The organism is Staphylococcus pseudintermedius, assembly GCF_034042775.1.
Lineage (GTDB): Bacteria > Bacillota > Bacilli > Staphylococcales > Staphylococcaceae > Staphylococcus > Staphylococcus pseudintermedius.
Genome location: NZ_CP120150.1, coordinates 237,691 through 263,502 on the forward strand (window position 1 = coordinate 237,691; position 25,812 = coordinate 263,502).

The following is a 25,812-nucleotide window of genomic DNA, read 5'->3' on the forward strand; positions in this document are numbered from 1 at the left end:
GGGGATGATTATGAATGACGTTAAAGTGTATACATGGATAGGCTTTATTGTTTTTATGGCGCTCATGATTACGGTAGGTTTTGTCAGTTCTAGAAAGATGAAAAGTATTTCAGATTTTGCGACGGGCTTTGGAAGGATTGGACCACGTACGCTAGGCTTGTCTTTTGCAGCGACGTATTTAAGTGCTGCAACCTTTCTAGGTTATCCAGGATGGTCGTATACGTGGGGCCTCAATAATTTATGGTTATTTTTAGCGATGTTTATCGGTGGACCTACAGGCGTTTTAATGGTCGCTAAAAGAGTCAGATCATTAAACACAACACAACAATCCCTCTCACTACCAGATTGGTTGGGCGATTTTTATGACAGTTCTATTTTACGTGTTGGGACAGCTATGATCTTATTATTTAATATTTTCTATATCGCAAGTCAGCTTGTCGCAGGCGCTTTGATTTTTAAATATTTACTCGGTATGAGTTACTTTTCAAGTTTAATTGTTATCACAGTCATTGTTGTGCTTTATGTATACGTAGGTGGTGCACTTGCAGATATTTATACAGATGCCTTACAAGTTATCATGATGGCAGTAGCTGGTCTCACCATTTTTATCTCTGGCATTGTGCTATTTTGGAAGGGGAGCATCCATGATACGTTTTCGGGTATTGTACAAAACTTAAACCACCAAAATCATTACTTAGTCCAAGTTTTTAATCCTGACTCTGTTCACTTTCACTCTTTTACAATGATTATCGGCGCGATTATTATTCAATGGGCTTTTGCATCAGCGCCCCACTTATTTAATAAAATTTTAGGTTTAAAAAGTGAAAAAGATTTAGGACGCATGATTCGAACTTATATTTTTGTAATGTCAATCTGTTTACTTGTTCTTTTTGGCGGTATTTTCAGTCGTGTGGCATTAGGTGGGCAAGTTGAGAGTTCAGATTTAGCCCTATTACAATATATTGAGTGGGCATTCCCTGCTGGCATTGTTGCTTTATTCGGTGTCGTTATATTGGCAGCAGCCATGTCAACTACAGATGGTTTGTTTGTTTCAATTTCTACAGTGTTTGCGAATGATTTATTTTTAAAACTGATTGTCAAACAGAAGTGGGTGAGTCTTGAAGAAGAGAAAGCCAATCGAATTGCTTTTCGCATTAGTCGTGTTTCTGTGCCGGTTGTAGGACTTTTATCGTTTTTATTAGTTTTGAAGCCACCGCTCTATATGAGTGACTTCATGTGGATTGGGATTTCGGGTATTGCAGCCGGTACAATGGGTCCTATTTTGCATGCGGTATATGCGAAACGAAAAGCACCTGGCCGTGCAGCAGAACTATCGATGGTTGTAGGCTTAGTTTCCTATCTCGTTATTTATTTTGGTGGTGTCATCCCAAGTACAATGTCTGCTGGGGCTATCGCAACAATATTAGGCATATTGGCAATTACAGTGATGTCATCTGTCATGCACCATCGTGCTAGCCAACTTTCTGTAGATAAGGGGGAAGCATAATGTTTGTAAATGAAATGTTATCCATTTGGCTATATGGTTATATAGGGATATTTGTTGGACTACTTCTCGCATTAAAATGGGGTTACTCAAATCATGACGAAAAGGAGAATGATTAATGCCAATAATTAAAATTGATTTGATTAAAGGAAAAAGCAAAGATTATATTAAGGAGGTTTTGGATATTTCATATGAAGTGATGCTAGAAGCCTTTCATGCACCAGTAGGGGATCGCTATCAAATTGTGACACAACACGAAGCGTATGAGATGCAAATCTTAGATACAGGTTTAGGCGTAGAACGGACGACGGATGTGTTAGTTTTTACACTTATCACGCGCCCAAGAACGCAAGAACAAAAAACGATTTTTTATCGCAAGCTAGTAGAAATATTACATCTAAAATTAGGCATTCGAAAAGAAGACGTAATCATTACTCTTGTAGAAAACACAGATGAGAATTGGAGCTTTTTCAATGGGGAGGCGCAATTCTTGAATGGAGACTTATAATATGACAAGAAAAATATCATCTAAAATCTCTCTGCTCTCTTGAGTTGTATTGATTGGTAAAAGAGTTCAGTGGTAAGCATATAAATTCATCAACACTGCAAATTATATGGTTGAGTAAGAAAAATTAGTAGTCTACAACTAAGCAAACGTTAAATGCCAACAAACGTATTCAGACAACACATAGCGATGAACTGTAAAATCTGATGATTAGAAAAGATTTTACAGTTCTTTTTATTGAATCTCAGGTGCTTTTCACTCTAATCACTGCCGTCATGAGGTCTGAAATCATAGTCGTTAAGCATCGTATTAAGTGCATAGAGAAAAGTTCGTTATAATAGTGAAAAAGACGAAAGATGTGTTCAAAATGAAAAAAATAATGATTGTGAATACGAGTTATGATCAATTTGATGGCTTTGATTTACCAACAGGTTTATGGTTAAGCGAACTTGTGCATTTTTATGATGTATTCCAAAATAATCCGAATTATCAATTGGATATATACAATATCAACGGAGGCGAAACGCCAATAGATCCTGTCAGTATGAATAAAGTGACGTTAGATCGTTTGACCAAAAAATATTATGAAGATGAAACTTTTATGCGAAAATTACACGATTCACCATCCATTGATGAAGCAGATGTGACACAGTATGATGTGATTTATTTTACCGGTGGCCATGGTGTGATGTATGACTTCCGAGGACATGATACGATTGCCCGTGCGGTAAACGACATTTACGATCGTGGGGGTCTCGTTTCTTCAGTTTGTCATGGTACGAGTGCTTTACTTGAAATTAAGCGCCCAAACGATCATTTTCTTATAGAAGGTCAGAAGTTGACAGGTTTCTCAAATCGAGAAGAAAGTATAGCGCGACGTAAAAAACAAGTACCATATCAGTTAGAAACCGCATTAAAAGAAAAAGGCGCACTTTACCAAAAAAGCATCATACCATTAAAAAGCTTTGTCGTTGAAGAGGAACAATTAATTACAGGACAAAACCCAGCGTCAGCACGTGATGTAGGTGAAGCAATTAAACTCAGATTAGATGTGAAGTGAAAACAAAAAAATTAGAATAGGACTTAAAGAGTTGAGGTGAAATAAAAGAGCCACTCAAACGGCTTTTTATTTCACTTTTTTAGTATCTTGTCGTAAAAATATGACCATCCTAACCTGTGATGATTTTAATGAAAAAGATACACTTTAAACACAATACATCTTGCAATTTCTCATTTTTAGAAAATAATGATTTTAAAAATGCATATTGCGCTTATGAAATGTTTAGCGTATAATTTTAAATCGAAATCATTACTATTTTAGGAGGAGACCACATCATGAAAAAAAGTTTCAAATTATTAGCGACTGTGGTATTGTCGGGTTCTATGTTAGCGGCTTGTGGTCAAGGTGACGATAAAGCATCATCAAACGACCAATTAAAAGTAACAACGACGGTTTTCCCATTACAATCGTTTGTTAAACAAATTGGTGGTGAGCATGTTGAAGTAGATTCTATTTATCCGAAAGGGGCAGACTTGCATAGCTTTGAGCCGACACAAAAAGATATTATCGATGCAAGCAAGTCTGATTTATTCATTTATACTGGTGATGATCTAGACCCTGTAGCGAAAAAAGTAGCAAATGCGATTAAGAAAGATGATCATAAATTATCATTAGAAAGTAGTTTAGATAAAGCCACTTTATTAACAGACCAACATGAACATGGTGAGCACGAAGAACATGGTGAACATGAAGAACACGGTGAGCATGAAGAACATGGTGAGCATGGAGAACACGGTGAGCATGAAGAACATGGTGAGCATGAAGAACACGGTGAACATGAAGAGCATGGGGAAGAGGGACACAAGCACAGTGAAGCGCATGATGAACATGAGCACCACCATCATCATGGGGGTTATGATCCACACGTATGGTTAGATCCACAATTAGATAAAAAATTCGTATCTGCAATTCGTGATGATTTAAGCAAACGTGACCCTAAACATAAAGCAGAATATGATAAAAATGCAGACAAAGTATTAAAAGATTTAGACAGCATTGATAAAGAGTTAAAAGATGTGACAAAAGATCATCAAGGTCATGCGGTATTTATTTCACATGAATCATTAGGTTATTTAGCTGATCGTTATGGTTTTGTACAAAAAGGCGTTCAAAGTTTAAATGCTGAAGACCCATCACAAAAAGAATTGACTGAAATTGTGAAAGAAATTAATGAAACGGGTGCGAAATATATTCTTTACGAAGAAAACGTTGCAAACAAGGTGACAGATACGATTCGTAAAGAAACAGATGCGAAACCATTGAAATTTAATAATATGGAAGCTGTATCTAAAGACCAAGCGAAAGATGCTACTTATCAATCATTGATGAAAGAAAATGTGAAAAACATTGAAAAAGCGCTCAACGACAAAATTAAAGTAGAAGACGATAAAGCAGCAAATAAACACAGCAAAGCGATTCAAGATGGCTATTTCAAAGACGATCAAGTGAAAGATCGTGATTTATCTGACTATGCTGGTGAATGGCAATCAGTTTATCCATTACTAAAAGATGGTACGCTCGATGAAGTTTTTGAACATAAAGCAGAAGACAAAGGTGACAAATCTGCAAAAGAGTACAAAGCTTATTATGATAAAGGTTACAAAACTGATGTAGAAAAGATTAAGATTACAGATAATCAAATTACTTTTACAAAGAATGGTAAGTCTATGACAGGCACATATACGTATGATGGTAAAGACATTTTGCAATATGAGGGTGGCAACCGTGGTGTGCGTTATACTTTCAAACTTGAAGGTGACGCGTCAGAAGGATTACCAAAATATGTACAATTTAGCGATCATAACATTGCGCCTACGAAAACAGGACATTTCCATATCTTTACAGGAAATGACCGTGAGAAAGTATTGAAAGAGTTAGAAAATTGGCCAACATATTATCCAGCTAATCTTACAAAAGAACAAGTTAAAGATGAAATGTTAGAGCATTAATATGATTTAATAAAAGAACCGGACGAGACGTGTATCTCTTCTGGTTCTTTTGATGTTTGAGGTGGTTGGGTTGCTTCTACATTGAGCAACAAGAAAGACTGATTGTTTAACGTAGGCCGCTTCTTCTCTATCGTTTAATTTTATGCTTTTTTTGGCTCGAATAGCTCTGTTGGATTGACTGCATATTAACAAGCCGCTATCCATTTTTTCATTATGAAAATATCATCCTGCTTTTTCTGTATGTAACTGTATCAAATTTTAAAATTGATAGGATGAAATACAAGATAATTTGAATATAGCAATAATCTTTTAAAACGGATGTCATACACTGAAAATGAGATGGCAGAGCGCGTTAATGCGTGTGAGTATATTTTGAATTGTAGCCAATTTGTAAAATAAAAATATGGATAACGTCATCATTTCAACATTAAGCAAAATGAGCGCTATCCATAATTGAGTTTTAGGGATGAGTTAAAAACTGAGCCATACCACTTAGACTTTATTGACTGATGCGTCGTAAATGGCATCAATCGTTTGGCCTAATAAGCGATCAAATTCTTCGTCAGATTGGCTCACACGTAAGTCATTAATTAATGCACGTGAGAAACTTGCGATCAAGCCGTGATTTGTTTTTAAGAACTCATTCGCTTTTTCAAGGCTGTAACCCCCTGATAATGCCACCACACGAACTACATTTGGATGGTTGATTAATGATTGATATTGATTTTTTTGAGTTGGAATGGTAATCTTTAACATCACATAATCTTCAGAACCAAGTTTGTCTAATTGTTTTTGAATAGATTCAGCTAAATAAGCTTCAATTTCGGCTTTTTGTTCTGCATCAATATTCACTTCAGGCTCGATGATTGGCACGAGACCTTTTGAAATGATTTGGCGTGCAATCCCAAATTGTTGTTCAACAACAGCGTCGATACCTTCTTTATTGAATTCTAAAATGTTAGAACGCATTTTTGTACCGAAGATTTTGTGTTCATTCGCACGATCTAATAAGCTGTCTAATTCAGGAATAGGCTTCATGAGTTGAACGCCATTTTCTTTATCTTCAAGCCCTTTATCTACTTTTAAGAAAGGCACAATACCTTTGTCAGCTAAATATTCACCAGTGTGCTTACCTTCTACTTCACGATCCATCGTTTGTTCGAATAAAATCGCACCAAGCACTTTATCTGCAGTAAATGACGGAGAAGTCACAATACGCGTACGCATGTCATGAACGAGGTTGAACATTTCGTCATCATTAGTGTATTGATCTTCTGAAACACCGTAGCCACGTAACGCTTTAGGTGTACTACCACCACTTTGGTCAAGGGCTGCGATAAAACCATTTCCATTTTTAATTTTATCAAATTGTTCTTGATTCATACTGACTTTCCTCCTTGAAACATTTTTCTACATCTAGTATGACGAATTATGATAACAGATTCAAATGAAATGAGAAATCTAAAAATTGAAAAAAGTAGCGATAAAACGCTGTCATAGCAGGCACCAGAGGATTTTGTCTATAAAGTGAACATTTTGAAGAAAGGTAAATGTGAGGAAATAAAAAACCACTGCACCACGCATTGTTGGAATATGCATGGTACAGCAGCGGATACATGGCTGACGTCTAAAATTGCGCATTTCATTTAATTCAAGACAAGTCATCTGACATTGATGATGGAATAAATTTTGAATACTTTCACTGCATCGATTTTGGTGGAAACTCATCTTTCTTATGATTTATTTGCTAAGGCGTCATATGATATCGTGTCAAATACTTAATGTTTGTTTATTCAGGGAAATATGGAATAAACAATGGTTCAACGGTTGGACAGATTACTGAGAAACCGTCAAAACTTTGGAATGATGCACGCGCAGCTACAACGTTAAAGCTCATCACTTTTCCAACGATATGATGGTGCTCTGAAACGAAATAGGCGCTAAACCCAGGCGGATGAATACCACTCAGCTCATGGGGTGTAAATAGAACTAAAATAGTGCCTTTGATTTCACGAATTGTACGTTCAACTTCGGATAAAGTAATCGGTTGTATGTGTTGAGATGATGGTTCGATGACTGGGTGTTTTTCATAAATGCTGAGATGTAAATCACTCAAGTCACCGTGTATTCTTGTTATGGAAAACAACTGATTGCTTTCGAACTTTTGTTTGATTCTTTCAAAAACATAGGTATGATGCATGTCAGTGATGTCAAAAGTCAATTGAGCACGGTCACGGTAAATGGCGCCATACGGTACTTTCTCTCTACCATTAAGTCCGTGATGCTCATCAAACTGATTCATATGAACGGGCTGACCATCAATAATCACAAAATCGCCATCTGCATGATTCAATGTGCCGAAGCCATAATCACCGTAACGTAACAGTTCAGCAATCGTGACTTCACTCTCTAGGTGACCTTCTAATAATGATTTCATCGTGCCAACTTGATGAATATAGTGACGATATTCTTTCATTGGATCAGCCTCCTTTTTATTTCTCAATACAATCTGAAATATCGCAGACTTCCTATTTTAATACTGTGCCTCATTGGCCAAAGATAGCAAAGCGCTTCGTCGACGAATAAGATTTTAAAATATATTTTGTTGCTTGCTATGTAAAGAGTATAAACGCCGGCAGTAAAAAAATCAACATAATTTTCTGAAAAAAATGACATAAATTTTCTGGCAATGGCATAATGCGCTGATTATCAGGCTTTTAATGTCAAAATTTGAACTAAAAATTATATACATTTCTGTAGTTGTGTGAACCATTTTCATGCGTCGAGTGTACAAAATCCAACGCAATATGTTTTAACCGCTTCATATGAATTTCAACAGTGAGATTTTAGAGAGAGTTAAAAATAATAAAGTATAAAAAGGTAAGTATGTTGACCTATTGGGGTAAAAAAAGAGGAACGCCTTGGCCAACTTACTTACCTCATTCAAGATGGTTAAAATGTCGTTGATTATTTCACGTGTTTCATTTCTAATTCATGAATCAAGTGCGTCAGCATTTCGTTATTCGGTGTAGCAATACCGAGCTCACGACCGTACTTTGCGATTTGACCGTTCAAGTAGTCGATTTCTGTATAGCGCCCGTTGTACAAATCTTGATGCATCGAAGGATAGTGTAAACCTTGTGCTTCATTTGGATACGCCGCTTCAATTTTATCAAGCAATGCTGCTGCACTTAGTGAGACACCTCGCGCTTCTGCAACTGCGACAATTTCTCCAATGAGAGGTTCGACAATGTCACGTGCTTTTTCATATTGACTGAATTCATTAATGGTTTTGTCTAAAATCGTACAGAGCGGGTTTAAAACACTGTTTAATGTCGCTTTACTCCAAATTGACTTAAATACATTGTCACTAATTTTAGCGTTTAATTTTGCATCATTAAACACTTGATTAATACGTTCTGTACGTTCATCCGCTTGACCATCAGCACGTTGGAATTCAATAGAACCTTGTCCTTCTAATAACAATTGACCTGGTCCACGCAAACCAGCTGTCCACATTGTTACTGCTAAGAAAATTTGTGTTTTTGGAACGATAGCAGAGAGACGATCGCCATGACCTAAACCATTCATCATAGACAATAGAGCGGTATCTTCATTGATTGCTTTGTTGTCGTATAGTGTACGTAACATTTGTTTAGCTTGCATTGATTTCGTCAAAATAATCACTAAATCAAATGTTTCGTTTACTTGGTGTGGCAAAACAGCAGGAATCTCTAGCGTGTAAGTATCGGTTTCTGTTTGGATTTCAAGTCCTTTTTCATTGATTGTATTCACATGTTCTTCCCACATATCAATCAATTTCACATCATAGCCGGCTTCTTTAATTTGGCTCCCGATACGTCCACCCATAGCCCCTGCACCAGCAATAGCAATTTTTTTCATAAAACAATGCCTCCTTATATAAAATTAGTTACAACTTAAGTTTAGATTTCACTTTTTGTATCCGTCAATAAAAAGTTACAGAGACTTTCGAAAATTAGTATTATATGTGATGAAATATTGAAATTTGCTACAAGAAAGCCCAATGTGTAGATTAACGCATTCAGTTCAATGCCTTTGTTCAGTATTTCGGATAAAACGATAATTTTTAGGATATTAAGCGCTTTCATCAGGTGCTATAGTGAAGTCAAATGAAGACAGAGGTGAACCACATGAACTTTTTCGACATTCAAAAGATCCCTAACAAAGGGATTTCGCTTTCAATGCAACGTAAACTTTGGCTACGTTATTTCTTGCAAGCTTTCTTCGTTGTGTTTTTCGCTTACATGGCGATGTACTTGATTCGTAATAACTTTAAGGCGGCGCAACCTTTACTTAAAGAAGAGATTGGATTGACGACGTTACAACTCGGGTATATCGGTTTAGCATTTAGTATTACATATGGATTAGGGAAGACATTACTCGGCTATTTTGTAGATGGTCGTAATACGAAAAAAATCATTTCCTTTTTACTTGTTTTATCTGCAACAGTCGTTTTAATTATGGGATTTGTATTAAGTTACTTCGGTTCTGTAATGGGCTTATTAATTGTTTTATGGGGATTAAATGGGATATTCCAATCGGTCGGTGGGCCAGCAAGTTACTCAACGATATCACGCTGGGCACCACGTACAAAGCGCGGTCGTTATTTAGGTTTCTGGAATACATCACATAATATTGGTGGTGCCATTGCAGGGGGTCTTGCGTTATGGGGAGCGAACGTTTTCTTCCATGGTAGTGTCATTGGAATGTTTGTGTTCCCATCAGTCATCGCGTTGATAATTGGGATAGCGACACTCTTTATCGGTAAGGATGATCCTGAAGAACTCGGTTGGAATCGTGCAGAAGAGATTTGGGAAGAGCCTGTCGAACAAGAAAATATTGATGCACAAGACATGACGAAATGGCAAATTTTCACGAAATATATTTTAAAGAATCCTGTGATTTGGATTTTGTGTGTATCTAACGTATTTGTTTATATCGTAAGAATTGGTATCGACAACTGGGCGCCATTGTACGTATCGGAATACCTTCATTTTGATAAGGCAGATGCGGTAAATACGATATTTTACTTTGAAATTGGCGCATTAGTCGCAAGTTTATTATGGGGTTATGTGTCGGATTTACTCAAAGGACGTCGTGCCGTTGTAGCAATCGGATGTATGTTTTTAATTACATTTGTTGTGCATTTCTACACTCATGCAACAAGTGTGACAATGGTTAACGTTTCATTATTCGCTTTAGGTGCACTTATTTTCGGACCGCAATTATTAATTGGTGTTGCATTAACAGGCTTTGTACCTAAAAATGCGATTAGTGTAGCGAATGGGATGACCGGCTCATTTGCGTATTTATTTGGTGATTCAATGGCGAAAGTTGGACTTGCAGCGATTGCAGATCCTCAGCGCAACGGATTAACAGTATTTGGTTATACATTAAGTGGTTGGACAGATGTCTTTATCGTCTTTTATGCCGCACTCTTTATAGGTATTATTCTACTCGGTTTTGTTGCTTATTTTGAAGAAAAGAAAATTAGAAGTTTAAATATTTAATGTACAATTGGGAGGCTTAGACGTTCAATCGTCTAAGCCCCTTAGTTTTTTTGATTAATAGATGTGCTTTTACATAACTTTACATGTTTAATATGACAGAAGTTAGCCTGCATTCGAGTCACGACGAATCACTTATAAAAAGTTTTGTGCAAGTAGATGTCATCAGTGAATGAAGTGGTGAATCATACTCAGTGTTCATACATTATTTTGAATTCACGTATTCTCGTGGTGACATTTTCAAATACTTTTTAAAATGATAACTGAAACTTTTGTAATCAGAAAAACCGACTTTATGGGCAATTTCATAATGTTTATCCCCACTTTGCAACAATGACATCGCTTGATAAATCCGATAACGATTTAAATAATCTAACATCGTAATTCCGACATGGGTTTTAAAAATCCGCATCAAATAAGATTCACTCACGCCGAGCTCTGTGGTTAATGCATTACTTTGCCATTTTTGATCATAATGATGATGGATATGTTGAACAACGTAATTGACGTAATAGTCAGGATACTCTAATTTCATTAACGGTTGAAATATAGGTAATGTTGTCGTCATTGTTGTTTTTTGCTCGTGTGCATGTGGAACAAATTGCGCCAAACGTTGATTTAACTGCTCTGAATCAATCGGTTTCAATAAATAATCTAACACGTGATGATGAATCCCTGCTTGCATATATTCAAAATCATCATAACTCGATAAAATTATCTTCTGACACGGCAAGTCTTTAATCGCTTCTAACAGTTCGACCCCATCCATACGCGGCATACGAATGTCTGTAATCACAAGGTCGGGTTGATGTTCTCGAATCAGTGACAACCCTTCGATGCCGTCTTTAGCGAGCCAAACTTCATGAAAATGATAGTCTTCCCACGAGATTGCCTGCTTCAGTCCTTCACGAATAATACGTTCATCATCACAAATGACCACTTTATACATCAGTTTGCTCCTCTCTTGGTAGTTGAAATGCGATTAATGTCCCTTGTTGATAAGCTGAAAAAATTCTCAATCTTGCACGTACACCATATTGAATTTGTACTTTATGGTTAAGGTGATTCAAACCTAAATGTGACGTATCAAATACATTTTCTTGCAACATTTGTCTCACTTGCGCACGTCTGTCCACTGTCATACCCATCCCATTATCATGGACGAAAATACGTAAATATTTGGCAGTTTGCTTAATACGTATCGTGATGATTAAAGGTTCGGATTCACGACCGTGCTTAATTGCATTTTCAATTAAAGGGTGAATCATCATTTTACGAATCAGCTCATTTTCAAGACGATGGTCCATATCTATATTTAACGTAATACTGTCATCGAAGCGGATGTTTTGAATGGTGACATATTTTTGAATATAAGCAAGCTCCTCTTTTAATGGCACTTTGTCCGTCTTGACGCGCAATGTATAACGCAACATTTGTGACAACTGTTGTACAACTTTTTGTGCTTGATGCGGTGACAGTGTAATTAAATACTGTATCGTTTGCATCGTATTAAAGAGGAAATGGGGTTGGAATTGACGCTCGATTTCCTTTAATTGTATTTTCCGTAATTGCTGTTCTGTCTGTTCAATTGAGTGAATGAGTGTTTCGTTTGATTCGACTAATTCATAAATATAAGTGTTGATATCTTCAAGTTCACTCGGTTGGCCTAAAGGTTGATATGCCCCGAGTTCACGACGTTGTGCTTGGTTGATACGATCAATCATTAATTCGATATCACGTGTTTGGCGTTTGGCCATGCGATGTGCATTCATAAAACCAAAAATCATTAACAGCACGAAAGCAATACAAATAATGGCTAACAACCGTAGACCATCTTCTAATGCATCGTGGATATCTTTAAATTGAATCATTTGTTCACCTTTATCGTTCAGGCGAATACGTTCTGATATAAAGCCGAATGGTGGGGGTGGAAAAGCATCATCAACGTGAAAATGTTCCGAGTTGGAATACAAAATATTATCAAAGCGATCCAAAATCAAAGTTGTATGACCATAGCGGTCTTGAATTTCTTCTATATGTGGCGTTTGAGCAAGGTAGAAAGACAGTGCGACACTTTCGTGCAACAGTTGAATACGTTGTTGATGCATTAAGTACAACTGATGGACATCTTTCTTTTCATAATTGTTCGTAATAGATGTCTTACCATTATCGACCACGTAATAGACCGTACCTGGCTGTTGATGCACAAGTTCAAGTAATAGACGTTTGAAAGTGGTCACATCAGACTTTTTGGATAAATCGAGTTGTTTCAATGTCGATTTTTCGGTTTGAAGGGTCGTTTTTATTTGATTTTCAGTATGCGCTAAATCATGTTCAGCTTCGTGCAAATGTTGGTGAATGTGTCGATGTTCCACCCAAATATATAAAGTGTAAAAACTGACGAGTCCAAGTAAAATCACAAGGAAAACAGGCAAAATCGTCGAAATAAACAGCGAACGACGCAATTGATAACGATAAGGTTGATACGTTTTCATTCTACACGCTCCAAAAATTTTTGATGAGTTTCATGTGGCAATGCAGTTTCAGGGATGACTGGAATATCTCGTAATTGAGCAATTCCGGGTTCTTTGATTTCTGAGACATCACGACGTATCGGTTTTACCCCATTTTCCTGGGCTAACCGTTGTTGTACAGTGTAGCTTGTTAAGTAATGTATGAGTGCAGTTCTTTTAGGGTGCGGGTGTTGACTGTTCACTAACGCAATACCGTCTATATTGAGCACTGTACCTTCATCCGGATAGATGACTTTTAACGGATAGCCTTTTTGAAGCCAGGTGCGCGCATCTTGTTCGTAACTGAGTCCAGCATAATACCGTCCTTGAGCTACTTGGGCAATGACATCAGAAGACTTAGAAAGCGCCACTGCTTGTTGGCGGAATTGATGAATTGCGTCAGTATTGTTATGAATATGGTATAACCCGCGCATATGTTGATAACCTGTCGTTGTCGTTTTAGGGTTCGAATAGGCGACTTTTTGTTTGAGTGCCGGTTGCATAAGGTCCGTATAGCCATTGATGTGAATATCACCTTGTAAGTCTGTATTCACAACAATTACTGTCGGCATTAATATAAACGGTGTGACGATAGGTTGGTCCGATAATGAAATACGAAACTTCGATAGATCTGGTGCTTTATAAGGCACAAAATCTTCGGGATGCTCGATAGTTTCACTTAATACCCCACCTACAAAAATATCTCCGCGTCCATGTTTCGGCGTCTGATGAATTTTTGATAATAAAACTTGTGTCGAATCTTCAATGACTGTTACCTTTACATTTTCTTGATGTTCAAAGTCTTTGAGTATAGGTTGAATCAAATGTTTCGGATAGGGGGAATAAATGGTTAATGTATCGTTCGCATTCGATGTATCTTGTTGACAACCACAAAGAAGTATAATGAGTAGACACCATAACCATTTTTTCATTCGTATAATCCTTTCCTATCTCAAGTATTGTATTTATCTTACCAATATTTATTTAATTTGTAGAGAAAAAAATTAATATTATGACTTTCTTATGATTTTGGATGATTGAAATTTAGATTGGTGGAGTTATTTAACAGTCACAGGGGCATGTAAATATAAAAGCGGTGTGATACGCATGAGTAGGCCTCAAATTTTAAGTTTATTTTAAAGATATGCGGAACAAGAAGTAAGAAATTTTTAATGTTCATTTAAAGGACGTTAGGCTTATTAAAAAAGAAATGATAAACTAATGACAATATAGACTTTATAAAGAGAAGTATTAAGTTGACTAGAGTTTGATGAGTGTTAAATAAATAGAAAAGTAAGGTGAAACTCACAATGAAGAAAATAACGAAAGCTGTGATTCCCGCAGCAGGTTTAGGTACACGTTTTTTACCTGCGACGAAAGCTATGCCGAAAGAGATGTTGCCGATTTTAGATAAGCCGACGATTCAATATATTGTGGAAGAAGCGGTACGTGCGGGCATTGAAGATATTATTATCGTTACTGGTAAACATAAACGTGCGATTGAAGATCATTTTGACAATCAAATCGAGCTCGAAATGAACTTGGCTGAAAAAGGCAAGGATGATTTGTTAGAAAAGGTTCAACATGCGACACAATTGGCGAATATGTTTTACGTCCGTCAAAAAGAGCAAAAAGGGTTAGGGCATGCGATTTGGACGGCGAAACAATTTATTGGTGACGAGCCTTTCGCGGTATTGCTAGGTGATGATATTGTCGAATCAGAGACGCCAGCGATTCAACAGCTGATGGAAGAATATGAGCGCACAGGTAAATCCGTCATCGGTGTGCAAGAAGTGCCTGAACGTGAAACGCATCGTTACGGGATTGTTGACCCGAAAAATCAACAAGAACGTTTGTATGAAGTGACGCAATTTGTTGAAAAGCCAGTCTTTGGTACAGCACCATCTAATTTGGCGATTATGGGTCGCTATGTATTGACACCGGATATTTTCGATTATTTGGAAAATCAAGAAGAGGGAGCTGGCGGTGAAATTCAATTAACCGATGCGATTGAGCGTTTAAATCAGTCGCAACAAGTATTTGCCTACCGTTTCGAAGGTGAGCGATTTGATGTGGGTGAAAAAGTCGGTTTCGTCAAAACAACGATTCAATTTGCTTTACGTGATGCAGAAATGGCTGACGAAATTCGTGTATTTTTAAAAGAAGTGCAATGATAACAAGTTGAACACATATTGTAATAATGCAAAAATTATTTAAAGTGACTATCGAGTTCTTTTCATATGAGACAATAATATGATGCAATTGTTCTATTTTAGACATGAATTTGCAGTTTTACATATTAAAGTGATAACGTAACTGTGTTAGAATGTTCACATGAAAATTTAGAAAAGAGGAAGAAAAAGATGCTTCTTTTTACGATAGAAATTTTAATAATGATTCTCGCGATTGTATTGGGCCTCCGTACTGCTGGGGCACTCGGTTGCGGGATTTTTGCACTTGTAGCCCAAATTGTAATGATTTTCGGTTTTGGTTTACCACCGGGCTCAGCACCAGTCACTGCAGTATTGATCATTTTATCTATCGGTATTGCTGGTGGAACATTACAAGCGACAGGTGGGATTGATTACTTAGTGCACCTCGCTTCCAAAATGATAGAACGTTTTCCGAAATCTATTATTTTTATTGCACCAATGATTGTATTTGTGTTTGTTTTCGGTATCGGTACAACGAATATTGCATTATCACTAGAACCGATTATTGCGAAAACAGCATTAAAGGCGCGTATTCAACCTAAAAAAGCATTGACCGCTTCTGTATTGACGGCCAACATTGCATTGCTTTGTAGTCCAGCAGCTTCAGCAACAGCCTATATGATTTCAGAATTTGCAGGCTTAGGCATTTCAATGGGGCAATACCTTTCTATCGTACTTCCGACTGCATTATTGAGCATGTTAGTCCTCAGTTGTTTTAACACATTTGTCGGCCGTACTAAGATTGATGAACAACATGCACAAACGATGCTTCAAAAAATGGCTGTGGACCAAGAAGAAACGACGAAACAGTATGATACACGTGTGAAGTTAGGTGTATTTGCGTTTATCGTCGCAGTTGGCTTTATTTTGCTCTTCGGTATTTTCCCAGAAGTTGGACCGAAATTCCAAGTAGATGGTAAAGTCGTCGAACTTCAAATGACGGATTTAGTGCAATTGTTTATGTATATGAGTGCGATGATTAATCTACTACTCGTCAAAGTCCAACCGAACCAAATATTGACCACGCATATTACACAGGCCGCGATTGGTGCAATTTTTGCGGTATTAGGGCCTGGTTGGTTAGGGGCAACGATATTCAGTGCACCCTCGAACCGTGCCATGATGGAAGACGGGATTGGTGGACTCATTGCTCAAGCACCGTGGCTCATTATTATCTTAGTCGGTTTAGTAGCAATGATTGTCATTTCTCAATCTGCAACTGCTTCGATTATGGTACCGATTGTGTTGAGTTTAGGCATTCCGCCAATGTTTTTCATTGCGATTGTGCAAACGTTAAATGTCAACTTTGTGATTCCAGCACAGCCAACGATTTTATTTGCGGTAGATGTAGATGAAACGCGTTCAACAAAAGTAACGAGCTTCTTAATTCCTGGCTTTTTCTTAATTACAACAACTGTAGTGATAGGATTAACGATTAAGACGATTTTAGGCATGTAATGAAAAGTGAAAGATTTGGATTGTTAAACCGTGCTACACATTCTGAGTTGTGGAAGTTTTAACGTAAGAGGACAATGAATCAATAGACATATCAAAAACACCCCCAAAGCTATCAAATGCGGATAGCTTGAGGGTGTTTTTGATATTAATGTACGTTACATTGGATGGGCATAGCGTTTACTGTACAGACTACTCAATATTCCGACGACTAAAATCGCGGCAGCAAAGATCAGTGCATCATTGTAGCTATGCGTACGTTCGATTAATATACCTGAAATGTAAGGAGCAATCATTTGTCCGACACTGTAAATCAATGTCATTACTGCGACTAAGTTGTTGCCTTTCGTTTCAAATGTAATCTGGTGCGACTTCGACATGAAAAGGGTCGTTAGCCCTAAAAACGTCGCACCGAAAATCATCGAACTGAGTGCAATCGCAAAGGCATTGACTGTAAAGATAGGCATCAGTACCGCAACAATTTGTAATAAAAAGGCGAGTATGACTGAAAGACAAATGCCAATGCGCTGACCAATCATTGACCATAAGACAGTAGCTGGAATGGCGCCAAGTCCGACAAACATCCAACTGAGTGCCGCATATTCCGATAACGTGGGCATCGTTTTAACAATTGCAACGAGAAAAGTCCCTGTAATGATATAACCGGCACCTTCGCAAAAATAAGCAATCGCAAAGGGAATATAAAACTTTTTAGAATAACGTATCACTTTCTCGGGACCATGTGCCTTATGAGATGCAGGTTCGGGTAATGTTGGGTTTTCACGTAAACACACGATAATGATGAGCGTTAAAATGAAAGCGGCACTGCCTAACCAAATCCACGTTTCGCGCCAATGGGTCACATCTGTATATAGGAAAATAAATAAACTGCTCGAAAATAAACCGAGACCGACTGCGCTATATAACAGACCAGCAATTCCTTCACGACGCGCTAAATGTAAAGCTTCCAATACAATATTAGATGCGAGTACAAATACAGCACCACTAGAAATCCCGTTTAATAAACGAAGGAGCGACCAAATGACAAAGTGATCTGTCACCCCAAACAATAACATCGTTGCGACATTTAATAAAAGATAACACTTCAAATCGAAAACTTTATTTTTCATTATGTAAAAAATAGGTAACATAGCACCAATTAAATAACCTAAATAGTTAAATGTTGCTAACAGGCCGACACTTTTGTTATCCAGTCCAGTATCCAACTGCATAAAAGGTAAGATCGGTGTATAAGCAAAACGGCCTAACGCAATAACGATAAACAGTGCTATCATCCCTAATGCTAATTGACGATAACCATGTATTCTGAGATCTTGTATTTCTCTCAAATGGATTCCTCCTAAATGGTAAAGATGTTCCTATTATACGCGAAATTTAAGGTTATGAAAATAACGAATTATATACCTATAGAATTAATTATAATAAAATTATGATTGGCAACATTTTAAAAAATAAAATTGGAGTATTTTGTTTGTTAATAACATTAAAGGTGTGATTTTTCTTATTAAACCTTCCTATATCGATTGAGTTGTAGTATTTCTTTTAAAGTCCATATTTTTAAAAGTGTAAAAAATGATATCTTTGCACGATTAACCTTAAGTGTTTTCATTTAAACGTGCTATTTAATCATAAAAGTTGAATGTTGTCATTTTGCATTGCGACTTGTGGATGATTTCAAGAGAATGACGTTTGTTCATGGAAAACGATAAAATGTTTCTTATAAATTAGTAAACAGGAAACATTTTGACATGATTTATCACCATAGAACAATATTACACCTTCAAGAAACATGATATTTTATTTGTGTATGAAAGCGTTTTAAAAAAAGAAAAGAAGGTGTTCGTATTTGAAGCAACAACTATCACAAATACAAAAACTCTCATTTGGCTTTGGCGCAATTGGCAAAGATGCGATCTTCAACATAGTTAGTCTTTATCTTATGTATTACATCACCGATATTGTCGGTCTTTCGCCAGCTTTTGTAGGTATACTCTTTTTTATAGCAAGAATATGGGATGCGATTAATGACCCCTTTATGGGTATGATTGTCGACAACACACATAACCGGTTCGGCAAATTCAAAACATGGCTAGTGATTGGCACAGTTATTAATGCCGTCGTAACTGTTTTATTATTTACCCATTTTGATTTACCTGGTATATGGATGTACGTTTACATCGCAGTGATGTACATTTTGTGGGGGATGACGTATACGATGATGGACATTCCGTACTGGTCTTGGTTGCCAAATTTGACGCATCAAGCAAAAGAGCGGGAAGCTTTATCCGTGATTCCGCGTTTTTTTGCAAGTCTTGCGGCATTTACGGTGGGGACATTCGGGTTGTATTTCATTGAGCTGTTAGGTCATGGCAATGCATCGACTGGGATTTTTATATTTGCTGTGGTTTGTAGTGTAGTTTTTATTCTAACTATTGCCATAACAGTCATTGTCGTACCAGAAGATCGCGCAATGGAAGAGCAAGAAGGGATTAAAGTCCGTTTTCGAGATATAAAACGTATCTTATTTCAAAATAAAGAATTACTGGCAATGATGGGCGTTTTGTTAACATTTAATTTATGTGTACAAACCCTCAATGGGACAATCATCTACTATTTTAAATATGTGGTTGCGATGCCGCACTTTTTTTCATACTTTAATGCAATGATTTTAGCTGAAATGACAGGATTATTGATGTTACCATTTTGGATTAGGCAAGTCGGTCGTCAAGTTGCATTTAATAGTGCGATTACCGCCATTGTAGGTGGCTTAACGGTGATTCTGATTTTCGGTTGGTTTGATCCTAAAGCGCTGATTTGGGTTATCATCGGTGCGATGATTTTAAGAATAGGTACGGGGTTTATGATTGGGATAACTACGATTGCGATTGCGGATGTGATTGATTATGGTGAAGTGAAGTTCGGTCATCGTAATGAAAGCATTATTACTTCAACCAATACATTTTTGACGAAAACTTCACAAGCCATTTCTGCATTAATTGTCGGATTAGGATTATCTATTTTAGGTTTTGTACCGAATGAAACACAAAGTATTGCGACACAAAATGGTTTGCGAATCATGGTGATTGTAGCGCCTATTATTTTAGTGTTCATCAGTGCGTTGTTATACCATAAAGCATTCCATCTTAAAGGTGATTATTTAAGAGATATCGAACGGACGCTAACTTTTAAACGTCAAAGAGAACAACAATTAAATTCAAACGAGTAAGATGTAATCTATGAGGAGGTTCTTTTTTATGGAATTTAATTTTCATACGAATGTCAACATACAACATGTGAACATGTTACCCCGAACAGCATACAAGCTCCCTTACACAAGTATAGAGGAATATCAAACGAATCCTGAGCGTCACCACATGCATCGTGTGACGTCACTGAATGGGGAATGGGATTTTCAATATTTTGCATCACTCGATCACTTTCGTCAGCGTTCATCATATGCGCAAAAGGGTATCATCACGGTGCCTAGTGTTTGGAATTTACAAGGTTATGACCAACTACAATATTGTAATGTGCAATTTCCGATTCCATTTGATTTACCCCATGTGCCAGATAATACATCGTGTGGTTATTATGAAAAGATTTTTACGATTAAAAATTATCAAGAGGGTTTGGATTATCATTTAACATTTGAAGGTGTGAGTGGTGCGCATTATATTTGGGTGAATGGAGAGTTTGTCGGTTATGCACAAGTCTCGCACGCACTTTCTCAGTTTGATATTACTGAACGGGTGACGGAAGGTGATAACCATATTGCAGTGCTCGTATTGAAATATTCTGATGCGACGTATTTTGAAGACCAAGATATGTTCCGTCATTCAGGCATTTTTCGTGATGTGTATATTGTTGCGCGTCAGCGTGAACGGTTGAATGATTACCAAATTCATACGGCGATCGGTGACAGTGTCGGTTATATCGATGTCACTGTACAAGATGTTGCAGAAGGTGTGACGCTTCATTATCAATTACTGAATCCGGACCAACGTAGCATAACTGAAGGGACGCTGAATGAGAGGATGACGCGCATCTCTGTGACGGAACCGCGACTATGGAGTGCTGAACATCCTGATTTGTATACGCTGATCATTGAAGCGAATGGTGAATATTTCGTACAACGCGTCGGTATTCGAGAAGTGAAGATTGCGCAACAACAATTTTGGATGAATGGACAAGCTGTGAAACTGCGCGGGGTCAATTATCACGATAGCCACCCACAAACGGGGTATACGGTGACGGAAGAACAGCTCATCAAAGATTTAACACTCATGAAAAAAGCGAATTTCAATGCGATTCGTACGGCACATTATCCGAAAAGTCCTCGCTTTTATGAATTAACCGATCAATATGGCTTTTATGTGATGAGTGAAGCGGATTTAGAAACACATGGCGTTGTGCTTTTGTATGGCGATGAAAATTTAGATGATTTCAACCTAATCATGGATGATCCCCGCTATGAACAAGCTGTTGTTGATCGTATTGATGCATCGATAGTCCCGTTTAAAAATTTTAGTTCGATTATTTCGTGGTCAATGGGGAATGAATCTGGCTATGGTTGTAATATGGAACGTGGTCTCGCACATGCGAAAGCGTTGGATGCATCTCGCCCACTCCATTATGAAGGGGCCCATTATGCCGCGTCACATCATGATCGTTCAAATTTAGATATGATTTCACGCATGTATCCGTCACCTGAAGAAATTGAAACGCGTTATTTAACGAAACCGAACTTGGATAAGCCGTTTGTTTTATGTGAATATGCCCATGCGATGGGGAATTCTCCAGGTGGGTTAAAGGCGTACCATGAGTTGATGGAACGTTATGATAGCTTTATTGGTGCTTTCGTGTGGGAATGGTGTGACCATGCGATACAAGTAGGGATGAAAGAGGGGCGTCCAATGTATCGTTACGGTGGCGACTTTGGTGAAAAGGTGCATGACGGCCATTTTTGTGTAGATGGTATTGTGAGTCCTCAACGCACCCCACATGCAGGTTATTACGAATTTCAACAAGTGCATCGTCCGCTCGTTTTCATTGCACGTGAAGGCACGCGTTTAACGTTTAAAAACAAATTGGACTTTACGAATATTCATGACTATGTAACACTTCAAATAATGGTGACAACGATTACAGGTGAGACAGCAACATTTACAGTGGATGCCCCTTATATTGAACCACATGCGCAAGGTGAGTTGGATATTGCGCCATATGTTCATCTTGACATAAAGGACTTGAGCACATGTACGATCCAATATATTTTAAAGGCAGATCATCCTTTATTGACTCCGGGAGAACGTATAGGTCATGATCAAGTCGTCTTTCAGCGTATCGAAAGTACACATTTTGTACCGGAGACAACGGAAATCCCATTGTATTTGAATGAGACGGAAACGACTATTCAAGTGAAGCGCGGGAGATGGTGCTATATATTGGATAAGCATACAGCAAACTTACAACAAGTGTCTCATCAACAGACAATGTTACTATCAGAAGGTAGCCAGTTGAACATTTGGCGTGCGCCGACAGACAATGATATTCAAATTCAACAAGGTTGGCGTACAGCGAAGTATGATACAGCTTATCCGAAAGTGTACCATACGCATGTGCAACAACAAGAGGACCATGTGATTATCACATTTGATATGAGCATGGTGGAAGACTCACGTCCGCGTTTAGTTGAAGGGATAGTGACATGGACGATATCCGAAGACGGTACGATTCATGTGGCACATCAATTAAAGAAAGACGTGCGCATGCCGAGCTTACCAAGATTAGGTGTAACATTCGGCTTGCCGGACCGCTTCCAAGCACTGACGTATTACGGACAAGGTCCATACGAAAGCTATCAAGATAAGCAAGAAGCGAGTTATTTATCTGTGTTCAATACCACTATTCGTGATCAATATGAACATCCTATTTTCCCTCAAGAGGTCGGCGCGCATATCGATACCACTTATGTAGGGTTACATGATGGGAACTATACATGTGCCGTTTGGTCAGAGACGCCACTCAGTATGAATGCTAAACCATATTCCGATGCGATGTTGACCGGGGCACATCATGATGATGAATTAGAAGAAACAGGCGTGAGTTATTTGCATATAGATACAGCACAGAGCGGTATCGGCACGAATAGTTGTGGACCGGAATTACCCGAGCAGTACCGATTACTACAAGAACATTATCACTTTGACTTTAAACTCAAATTTTATGAACAAACTTCAATAACAGAATAAAAAAACATACTAAGATTAGCTGTGAAGAAATTTATGACGATAGATTTCTTCACAGCTATTTTTTATAGTTGTAGAGAGAAGTAGATCGCGCAGTCTCGTGGATCTTTGAATCCGTAAAAAAACTGATCAGCTTTACTCCCTTTTTGAAATTCGATTGAAGTATGTTGGGTTCTAGAAACCGTGTATAGGAAAATGAAATGAAAAAGGCTAAGTAAAGTTAAAGATTTCTCAATTCAATAAAGAAAGGTATGATTTTTATCAACTGTTTAGGTATTGATATAGGTAAGTCAGAAAGTGTGGTCGCACATTATAAGGATGAAGTTTTGGTTAAAGAAATGGTCATTCAAAATAATCAAAATGGCTATCGTTATCTTAAAAATTACATCAAGCATCTTGATTCTCTATTTATCCTCTTTGAATCAACAGGTATTTATTCAAGAGGCATGAAACGCTTTTGTGAAATTCACAAAATAGATTACTTAGAAATGAATCCCCTAGAAGCCAAGTTCAAAACGAGCTCATTAAGATCATGGAAAACAGATAAGTCAGACGCACATAAACTTGCACTTCTTGCCTTTAGAATGAAAGATTCAAAGGTACAACGTCAGTCTGAAGAGATTTACTTTGAACTGAGAGAACGTGCGCGCTTTCACTTAGAAATGGAGATAAACCAAAATCGTCTCAAAGTTGAGTTAGTCGAAACACTACATCAAACATTTCCAGGGTTAGAAAAGCTATTTACTAACAGATATTCAAAAATCGCATTAAGTATAGCTAAAGCATTTCCTCATCCTGATTTTGTAAGTACTTTGACTCATGATGAATTGGTGGAAAAAGTACTTCATTCAACTGATAAAGGCATTTCAGTTAATAAAGCTCACAAGTATGTCCAAAAATTAATTGAAATACAGATTAATAGTTTTCCGAATGTGGACAAGTCTTCTTTCCTCCTACAAAAAGTCCAATACTTATGCGACAAACTGCTTATTGGGATAGAAGAAATGAAAGAATTTGATCAGGAAATGATTGACTTAGCTAAAAATACAACTGAGTTTGAAAACATTATTTCAATTCCTGGCATCGGAGAACTCACAGCTGCATTGCTTATTGGGGAACTTGGTAATATTAGAGAATTTAAAACAAATAAACAATTGAATGCATTTGTAGGTATTGATATTAAACGGTATCAATCAGGAACTTCAAAAAGTAGGGATACGATCAACAAAAGAGGAAATAAAAAAGCAAGACGTTTATTGTACTTAATCATTATGAACATTATTAGGGGAAGAAATCATTATCAAAGCCATATTGTGGATTATTATTATAAATTAAGAGAGCAGCCTCATGGGAAAACCCACAAGACTGCCGTAATAGCGAGTATCAATCGCTTATTAAAGACCATTCACTACTTGATAGTCAATAATAAATTATATGATTATCAGAAAGCACCACACTAACGCAACCATATAATCATATACATCATAACACCTTATTCAAAAAAGTAAAAATTGGACGGTCTAGTTCAGTAATGTCAATTTTAATTATTGAACCCTTGACAAATCGTAGGAAGAAGAGGCGGGGACATTCTGATATGCTCACTCCGAAGTGGACATTGAAAAAATGAAAACTTTGGAGGGAGCATATCAGAAATCCATAGCCTCTTTTTATTAAAAGTGACTTATAAATCCGTGCCGACTTTTTTCGCTAAATCCGTAATGTATCGGAAAAAGTCATCACGTTCGACATGATTAATCACTTGAATTTCACGACCATGTACTTCATCAAGGTATGTGCGGCCTTGACTCGGTCCTTTCGTATCAACAGACGCCTTCACTTTTTCCTTTTTAACGAGTTCAGGTTTACCGATATAAGCTGTCGTCAATACATCCCATAAAAAGTAAGTGGAGTTCGTTTGGAAATGTGTCAGTGGTGGAACTGCAGCGTAACTCACACCTAAAAAGTCCACGCCTGGATAATGACGTTCATCTGCCCACATTTGACGGACATCTAATGTTAATGGGACTTGATTCGTACTTTCCAATGCGACCATATCAATCGCGATGTCACTGTTGAACACAGTTTCCACAGCTTCAGGATCCCAAAATGCATTCCACTCCGCTGTACCATCATGTTCAGGTTCTTCGACATTACCACGTTCTAAAAATGTACCGCCCATCCACACGAGGCGTTCGATTTTTTGCGTAATGTGTGGCGCAACTTCTAACGCTTTCGCTAAGTCCGTTAAAGGTCCTGTAAATAATAAAGTTACAGGTTGATGGGCATTTTCGATACGCTCAATGATATCTTCATAAGCATGAATGTCTCTCAAACGAGACTGTACCGGCACACGTTCATTTAAAATTGGTAGTGCATCCATGAAAAAGGCATGCATACGCCAATCTTTCGGAAACGGATTTTTACCTCGCTCTTCCGACGCTGCCACATCTAGCGGATATTTTGAGAAGCGGTTAATGATTTTTCGTGAAGCACTTTCAGCAGGCTCAACATAACTGTCTGCCCCAATAGCGCTCACACCGATAAGTTGCACATCATCCATATGTAAAAGTAAAAATAACGAAATTAAATCATCTACACCACCATCATGATTGAAATAAACTGGTTTCATGTTGTTCTCCTTCAAATTAAAATTGAGTCGTCTCACACGCTCTGTCTAAAATGTACAATGTCTCGTATACATCCGCAAGTCAATACATTAATTGAGATGTCGAAAATTTAAGAAGAAAAAAGATGATTGCGTAGAATGGCATGATGTATTAGATGCTACTCCGTCA

General features: G+C 37.6%; 18 protein-coding genes. 10 read left to right on the plus strand and 8 right to left on the minus strand.

Annotated features, from left to right (window positions below):
* Window positions 1-10: 10 nt before the first annotated feature.
* The 4 genes from P3U61_RS00960 (at window position 11) to adcA (ending at window position 5,018) form a co-directional block, all read left to right on the plus strand.
* Window positions 11-1,507: a sodium:solute symporter family protein gene (locus P3U61_RS00960; protein ID WP_015729716.1), complete on the plus strand. Its 1,497-nt coding sequence runs from the start codon at window positions 11-13 to the stop codon at window positions 1,505-1,507.
* A gap of 115 nt (window positions 1,508-1,622) precedes the next feature.
* A complete protein-coding gene (locus P3U61_RS00965; protein WP_015729715.1) occupies window positions 1,623-2,012 on the plus strand; it encodes a tautomerase family protein in 390 nt (129 codons plus the stop codon).
* Window positions 2,013-2,376: 364 nt separating this feature from the next.
* Window positions 2,377-3,069 (plus strand): type 1 glutamine amidotransferase domain-containing protein, encoded by a 693-nt coding sequence (locus P3U61_RS00970; protein WP_193594670.1) that lies wholly within the window; start codon window positions 2,377-2,379, stop codon window positions 3,067-3,069.
* Between the two features lie 275 nt (window positions 3,070-3,344).
* Window positions 3,345-5,018, plus strand: coding sequence for a zinc ABC transporter substrate-binding lipoprotein AdcA (gene adcA, locus P3U61_RS00975; RefSeq protein ID WP_015729713.1), 1,674 nt, complete (start codon window positions 3,345-3,347; stop codon window positions 5,016-5,018).
* Window positions 5,019-5,510: 492 nt separating this feature from the next.
* Here the strand turns inward: adcA and P3U61_RS00980 are convergent, their stop codons facing one another.
* From P3U61_RS00980 to P3U61_RS00990, 3 genes are all read right to left on the minus strand, one after another.
* Window positions 5,511-6,401, minus strand: coding sequence for a fructose bisphosphate aldolase (locus P3U61_RS00980; RefSeq protein WP_015729712.1), 891 nt, complete (start codon window positions 6,399-6,401; stop codon window positions 5,511-5,513).
* 406 nt (window positions 6,402-6,807) lie between these two features.
* Window positions 6,808-7,494, minus strand: coding sequence for an acetolactate decarboxylase (locus P3U61_RS00985; RefSeq protein WP_014612863.1), 687 nt, complete (start codon window positions 7,492-7,494; stop codon window positions 6,808-6,810).
* Between the two features lie 491 nt (window positions 7,495-7,985).
* The gene (locus P3U61_RS00990) at window positions 7,986-8,921 is read right to left on the minus strand and encodes a ketopantoate reductase family protein (protein WP_014612864.1); all 936 of its coding nucleotides are present in this window, start codon (window positions 8,919-8,921) and stop codon (window positions 7,986-7,988) included.
* Between the two features lie 269 nt (window positions 8,922-9,190).
* Here P3U61_RS00990 and uhpT point away from each other — a divergent pair, with 269 nt between their 5' ends.
* Window positions 9,191-10,570: a hexose-6-phosphate:phosphate antiporter UhpT gene (uhpT, locus tag P3U61_RS00995; protein WP_014612865.1), complete on the plus strand. Its 1,380-nt coding sequence runs from the start codon at window positions 9,191-9,193 to the stop codon at window positions 10,568-10,570.
* 202 nt (window positions 10,571-10,772) lie between these two features.
* Here uhpT and P3U61_RS01000 read toward each other — a convergent pair whose 3' ends face one another.
* Genes P3U61_RS01000 through P3U61_RS01010 form a run of 3 tightly spaced genes read right to left on the minus strand, consistent with a single transcriptional unit; the run spans window position 10,773 to window position 14,012 of the window.
* Window positions 10,773-11,516 carry a response regulator transcription factor gene (locus P3U61_RS01000; protein ID WP_014612866.1) on the minus strand — a complete coding sequence of 248 codons (744 nt, stop codon included), beginning with the start codon at window positions 11,514-11,516 and terminating at the stop codon, window positions 10,773-10,775.
* Window positions 11,509-13,062 (minus strand): sensor histidine kinase, encoded by a 1,554-nt coding sequence (locus P3U61_RS01005; protein WP_015729711.1) that lies wholly within the window; start codon window positions 13,060-13,062, stop codon window positions 11,509-11,511. Before P3U61_RS01005 ends, P3U61_RS01000 begins: the two co-directional genes overlap by 8 nt.
* Complete coding sequence (locus P3U61_RS01010; RefSeq protein ID WP_015729710.1) at window positions 13,059-14,012, minus strand: extracellular solute-binding protein; 954 nt, start codon at window positions 14,010-14,012, stop codon at window positions 13,059-13,061. Before P3U61_RS01010 ends, P3U61_RS01005 begins: the two co-directional genes overlap by 4 nt.
* A gap of 378 nt (window positions 14,013-14,390) precedes the next feature.
* On the opposite strand from P3U61_RS01010, the gene galU reads away from it, so the two are divergent.
* Window positions 14,391-15,254: a UTP--glucose-1-phosphate uridylyltransferase GalU gene (galU, locus tag P3U61_RS01015; protein WP_015729709.1), complete on the plus strand. Its 864-nt coding sequence runs from the start codon at window positions 14,391-14,393 to the stop codon at window positions 15,252-15,254.
* A 219-nt stretch (window positions 15,255-15,473) separates the two neighbouring features.
* Entirely contained in the window at window positions 15,474-16,751 is a 1,278-nt protein-coding gene (locus P3U61_RS01020; RefSeq protein WP_370863377.1) for an anaerobic C4-dicarboxylate transporter family protein, read from the plus strand.
* Window positions 16,752-16,906: 155 nt separating this feature from the next.
* On the opposite strand, the gene P3U61_RS01025 is transcribed toward P3U61_RS01020, so the two are convergent.
* Complete coding sequence (locus P3U61_RS01025; RefSeq protein ID WP_014612871.1) at window positions 16,907-18,097, minus strand: YbfB/YjiJ family MFS transporter; 1,191 nt, start codon at window positions 18,095-18,097, stop codon at window positions 16,907-16,909.
* Window positions 18,098-18,615: 518 nt separating this feature from the next.
* Between P3U61_RS01025 and melB the strand changes: the two genes are divergently transcribed.
* The 3 genes from melB (at window position 18,616) to P3U61_RS01040 (ending at window position 24,477) form a co-directional block, all read left to right on the plus strand.
* Complete coding sequence (gene melB / locus P3U61_RS01030) at window positions 18,616-19,995, plus strand: melibiose:sodium transporter MelB (RefSeq protein WP_014612872.1); 1,380 nt, start codon at window positions 18,616-18,618, stop codon at window positions 19,993-19,995.
* Window positions 19,996-20,023: 28 nt separating this feature from the next.
* Window positions 20,024-23,020 (plus strand): glycoside hydrolase family 2 TIM barrel-domain containing protein, encoded by a 2,997-nt coding sequence (locus P3U61_RS01035; RefSeq protein WP_199569123.1) that lies wholly within the window; start codon window positions 20,024-20,026, stop codon window positions 23,018-23,020.
* A gap of 257 nt (window positions 23,021-23,277) precedes the next feature.
* Window positions 23,278-24,477: an IS110 family RNA-guided transposase gene (locus P3U61_RS01040; protein ID WP_282097177.1), complete on the plus strand. Its 1,200-nt coding sequence runs from the start codon at window positions 23,278-23,280 to the stop codon at window positions 24,475-24,477.
* Between the two features lie 221 nt (window positions 24,478-24,698).
* Here the strand turns inward: P3U61_RS01040 and P3U61_RS01045 are convergent, their stop codons facing one another.
* The gene (locus tag P3U61_RS01045) at window positions 24,699-25,646 is read right to left on the minus strand and encodes a nucleoside hydrolase (RefSeq protein ID WP_014612874.1); all 948 of its coding nucleotides are present in this window, start codon (window positions 25,644-25,646) and stop codon (window positions 24,699-24,701) included.
* Between the last annotated feature and the right edge of the window lie 166 nt (window positions 25,647-25,812).

Coding starts and splice junctions, on each gene's coding strand:
- P3U61_RS00970 (WP_193594670.1), top strand. CDS start 2,377: ATGAAAAAAATAATGATTGTGAATACGAGTTATGATCAATTTGATGGC.
- uhpT (WP_014612865.1), top strand. CDS start 9,191: ATGAACTTTTTCGACATTCAAAAGATCCCTAACAAAGGGATTTCGCTT.
- galU (WP_015729709.1), top strand. CDS start 14,391: ATGAAGAAAATAACGAAAGCTGTGATTCCCGCAGCAGGTTTAGGTACA.
- P3U61_RS01035 (WP_199569123.1), top strand. CDS start 20,024: ATGGAATTTAATTTTCATACGAATGTCAACATACAACATGTGAACATG.
- P3U61_RS01045 (WP_014612874.1), bottom strand. CDS start 25,646: ATGAAACCAGTTTATTTCAATCATGATGGTGGTGTAGATGATTTAATT.
- P3U61_RS01010 (WP_015729710.1), bottom strand. CDS start 14,012: ATGAAAAAATGGTTATGGTGTCTACTCATTATACTTCTTTGTGGTTGT.
- P3U61_RS01020 (WP_370863377.1), top strand. CDS start 15,474: ATGATTCTCGCGATTGTATTGGGCCTCCGTACTGCTGGGGCACTCGGT.
- P3U61_RS00960 (WP_015729716.1), top strand. CDS start 11: ATGAATGACGTTAAAGTGTATACATGGATAGGCTTTATTGTTTTTATG.
- adcA (WP_015729713.1), top strand. CDS start 3,345: ATGAAAAAAAGTTTCAAATTATTAGCGACTGTGGTATTGTCGGGTTCT.
- P3U61_RS00990 (WP_014612864.1), bottom strand. CDS start 8,921: ATGAAAAAAATTGCTATTGCTGGTGCAGGGGCTATGGGTGGACGTATC.
- P3U61_RS01005 (WP_015729711.1), bottom strand. CDS start 13,062: ATGAAAACGTATCAACCTTATCGTTATCAATTGCGTCGTTCGCTGTTT.
- P3U61_RS00985 (WP_014612863.1), bottom strand. CDS start 7,494: ATGAAAGAATATCGTCACTATATTCATCAAGTTGGCACGATGAAATCA.
- P3U61_RS01000 (WP_014612866.1), bottom strand. CDS start 11,516: ATGTATAAAGTGGTCATTTGTGATGATGAACGTATTATTCGTGAAGGA.
- P3U61_RS00980 (WP_015729712.1), bottom strand. CDS start 6,401: ATGAATCAAGAACAATTTGATAAAATTAAAAATGGAAATGGTTTTATC.
- P3U61_RS00965 (WP_015729715.1), top strand. CDS start 1,623: ATGCCAATAATTAAAATTGATTTGATTAAAGGAAAAAGCAAAGATTAT.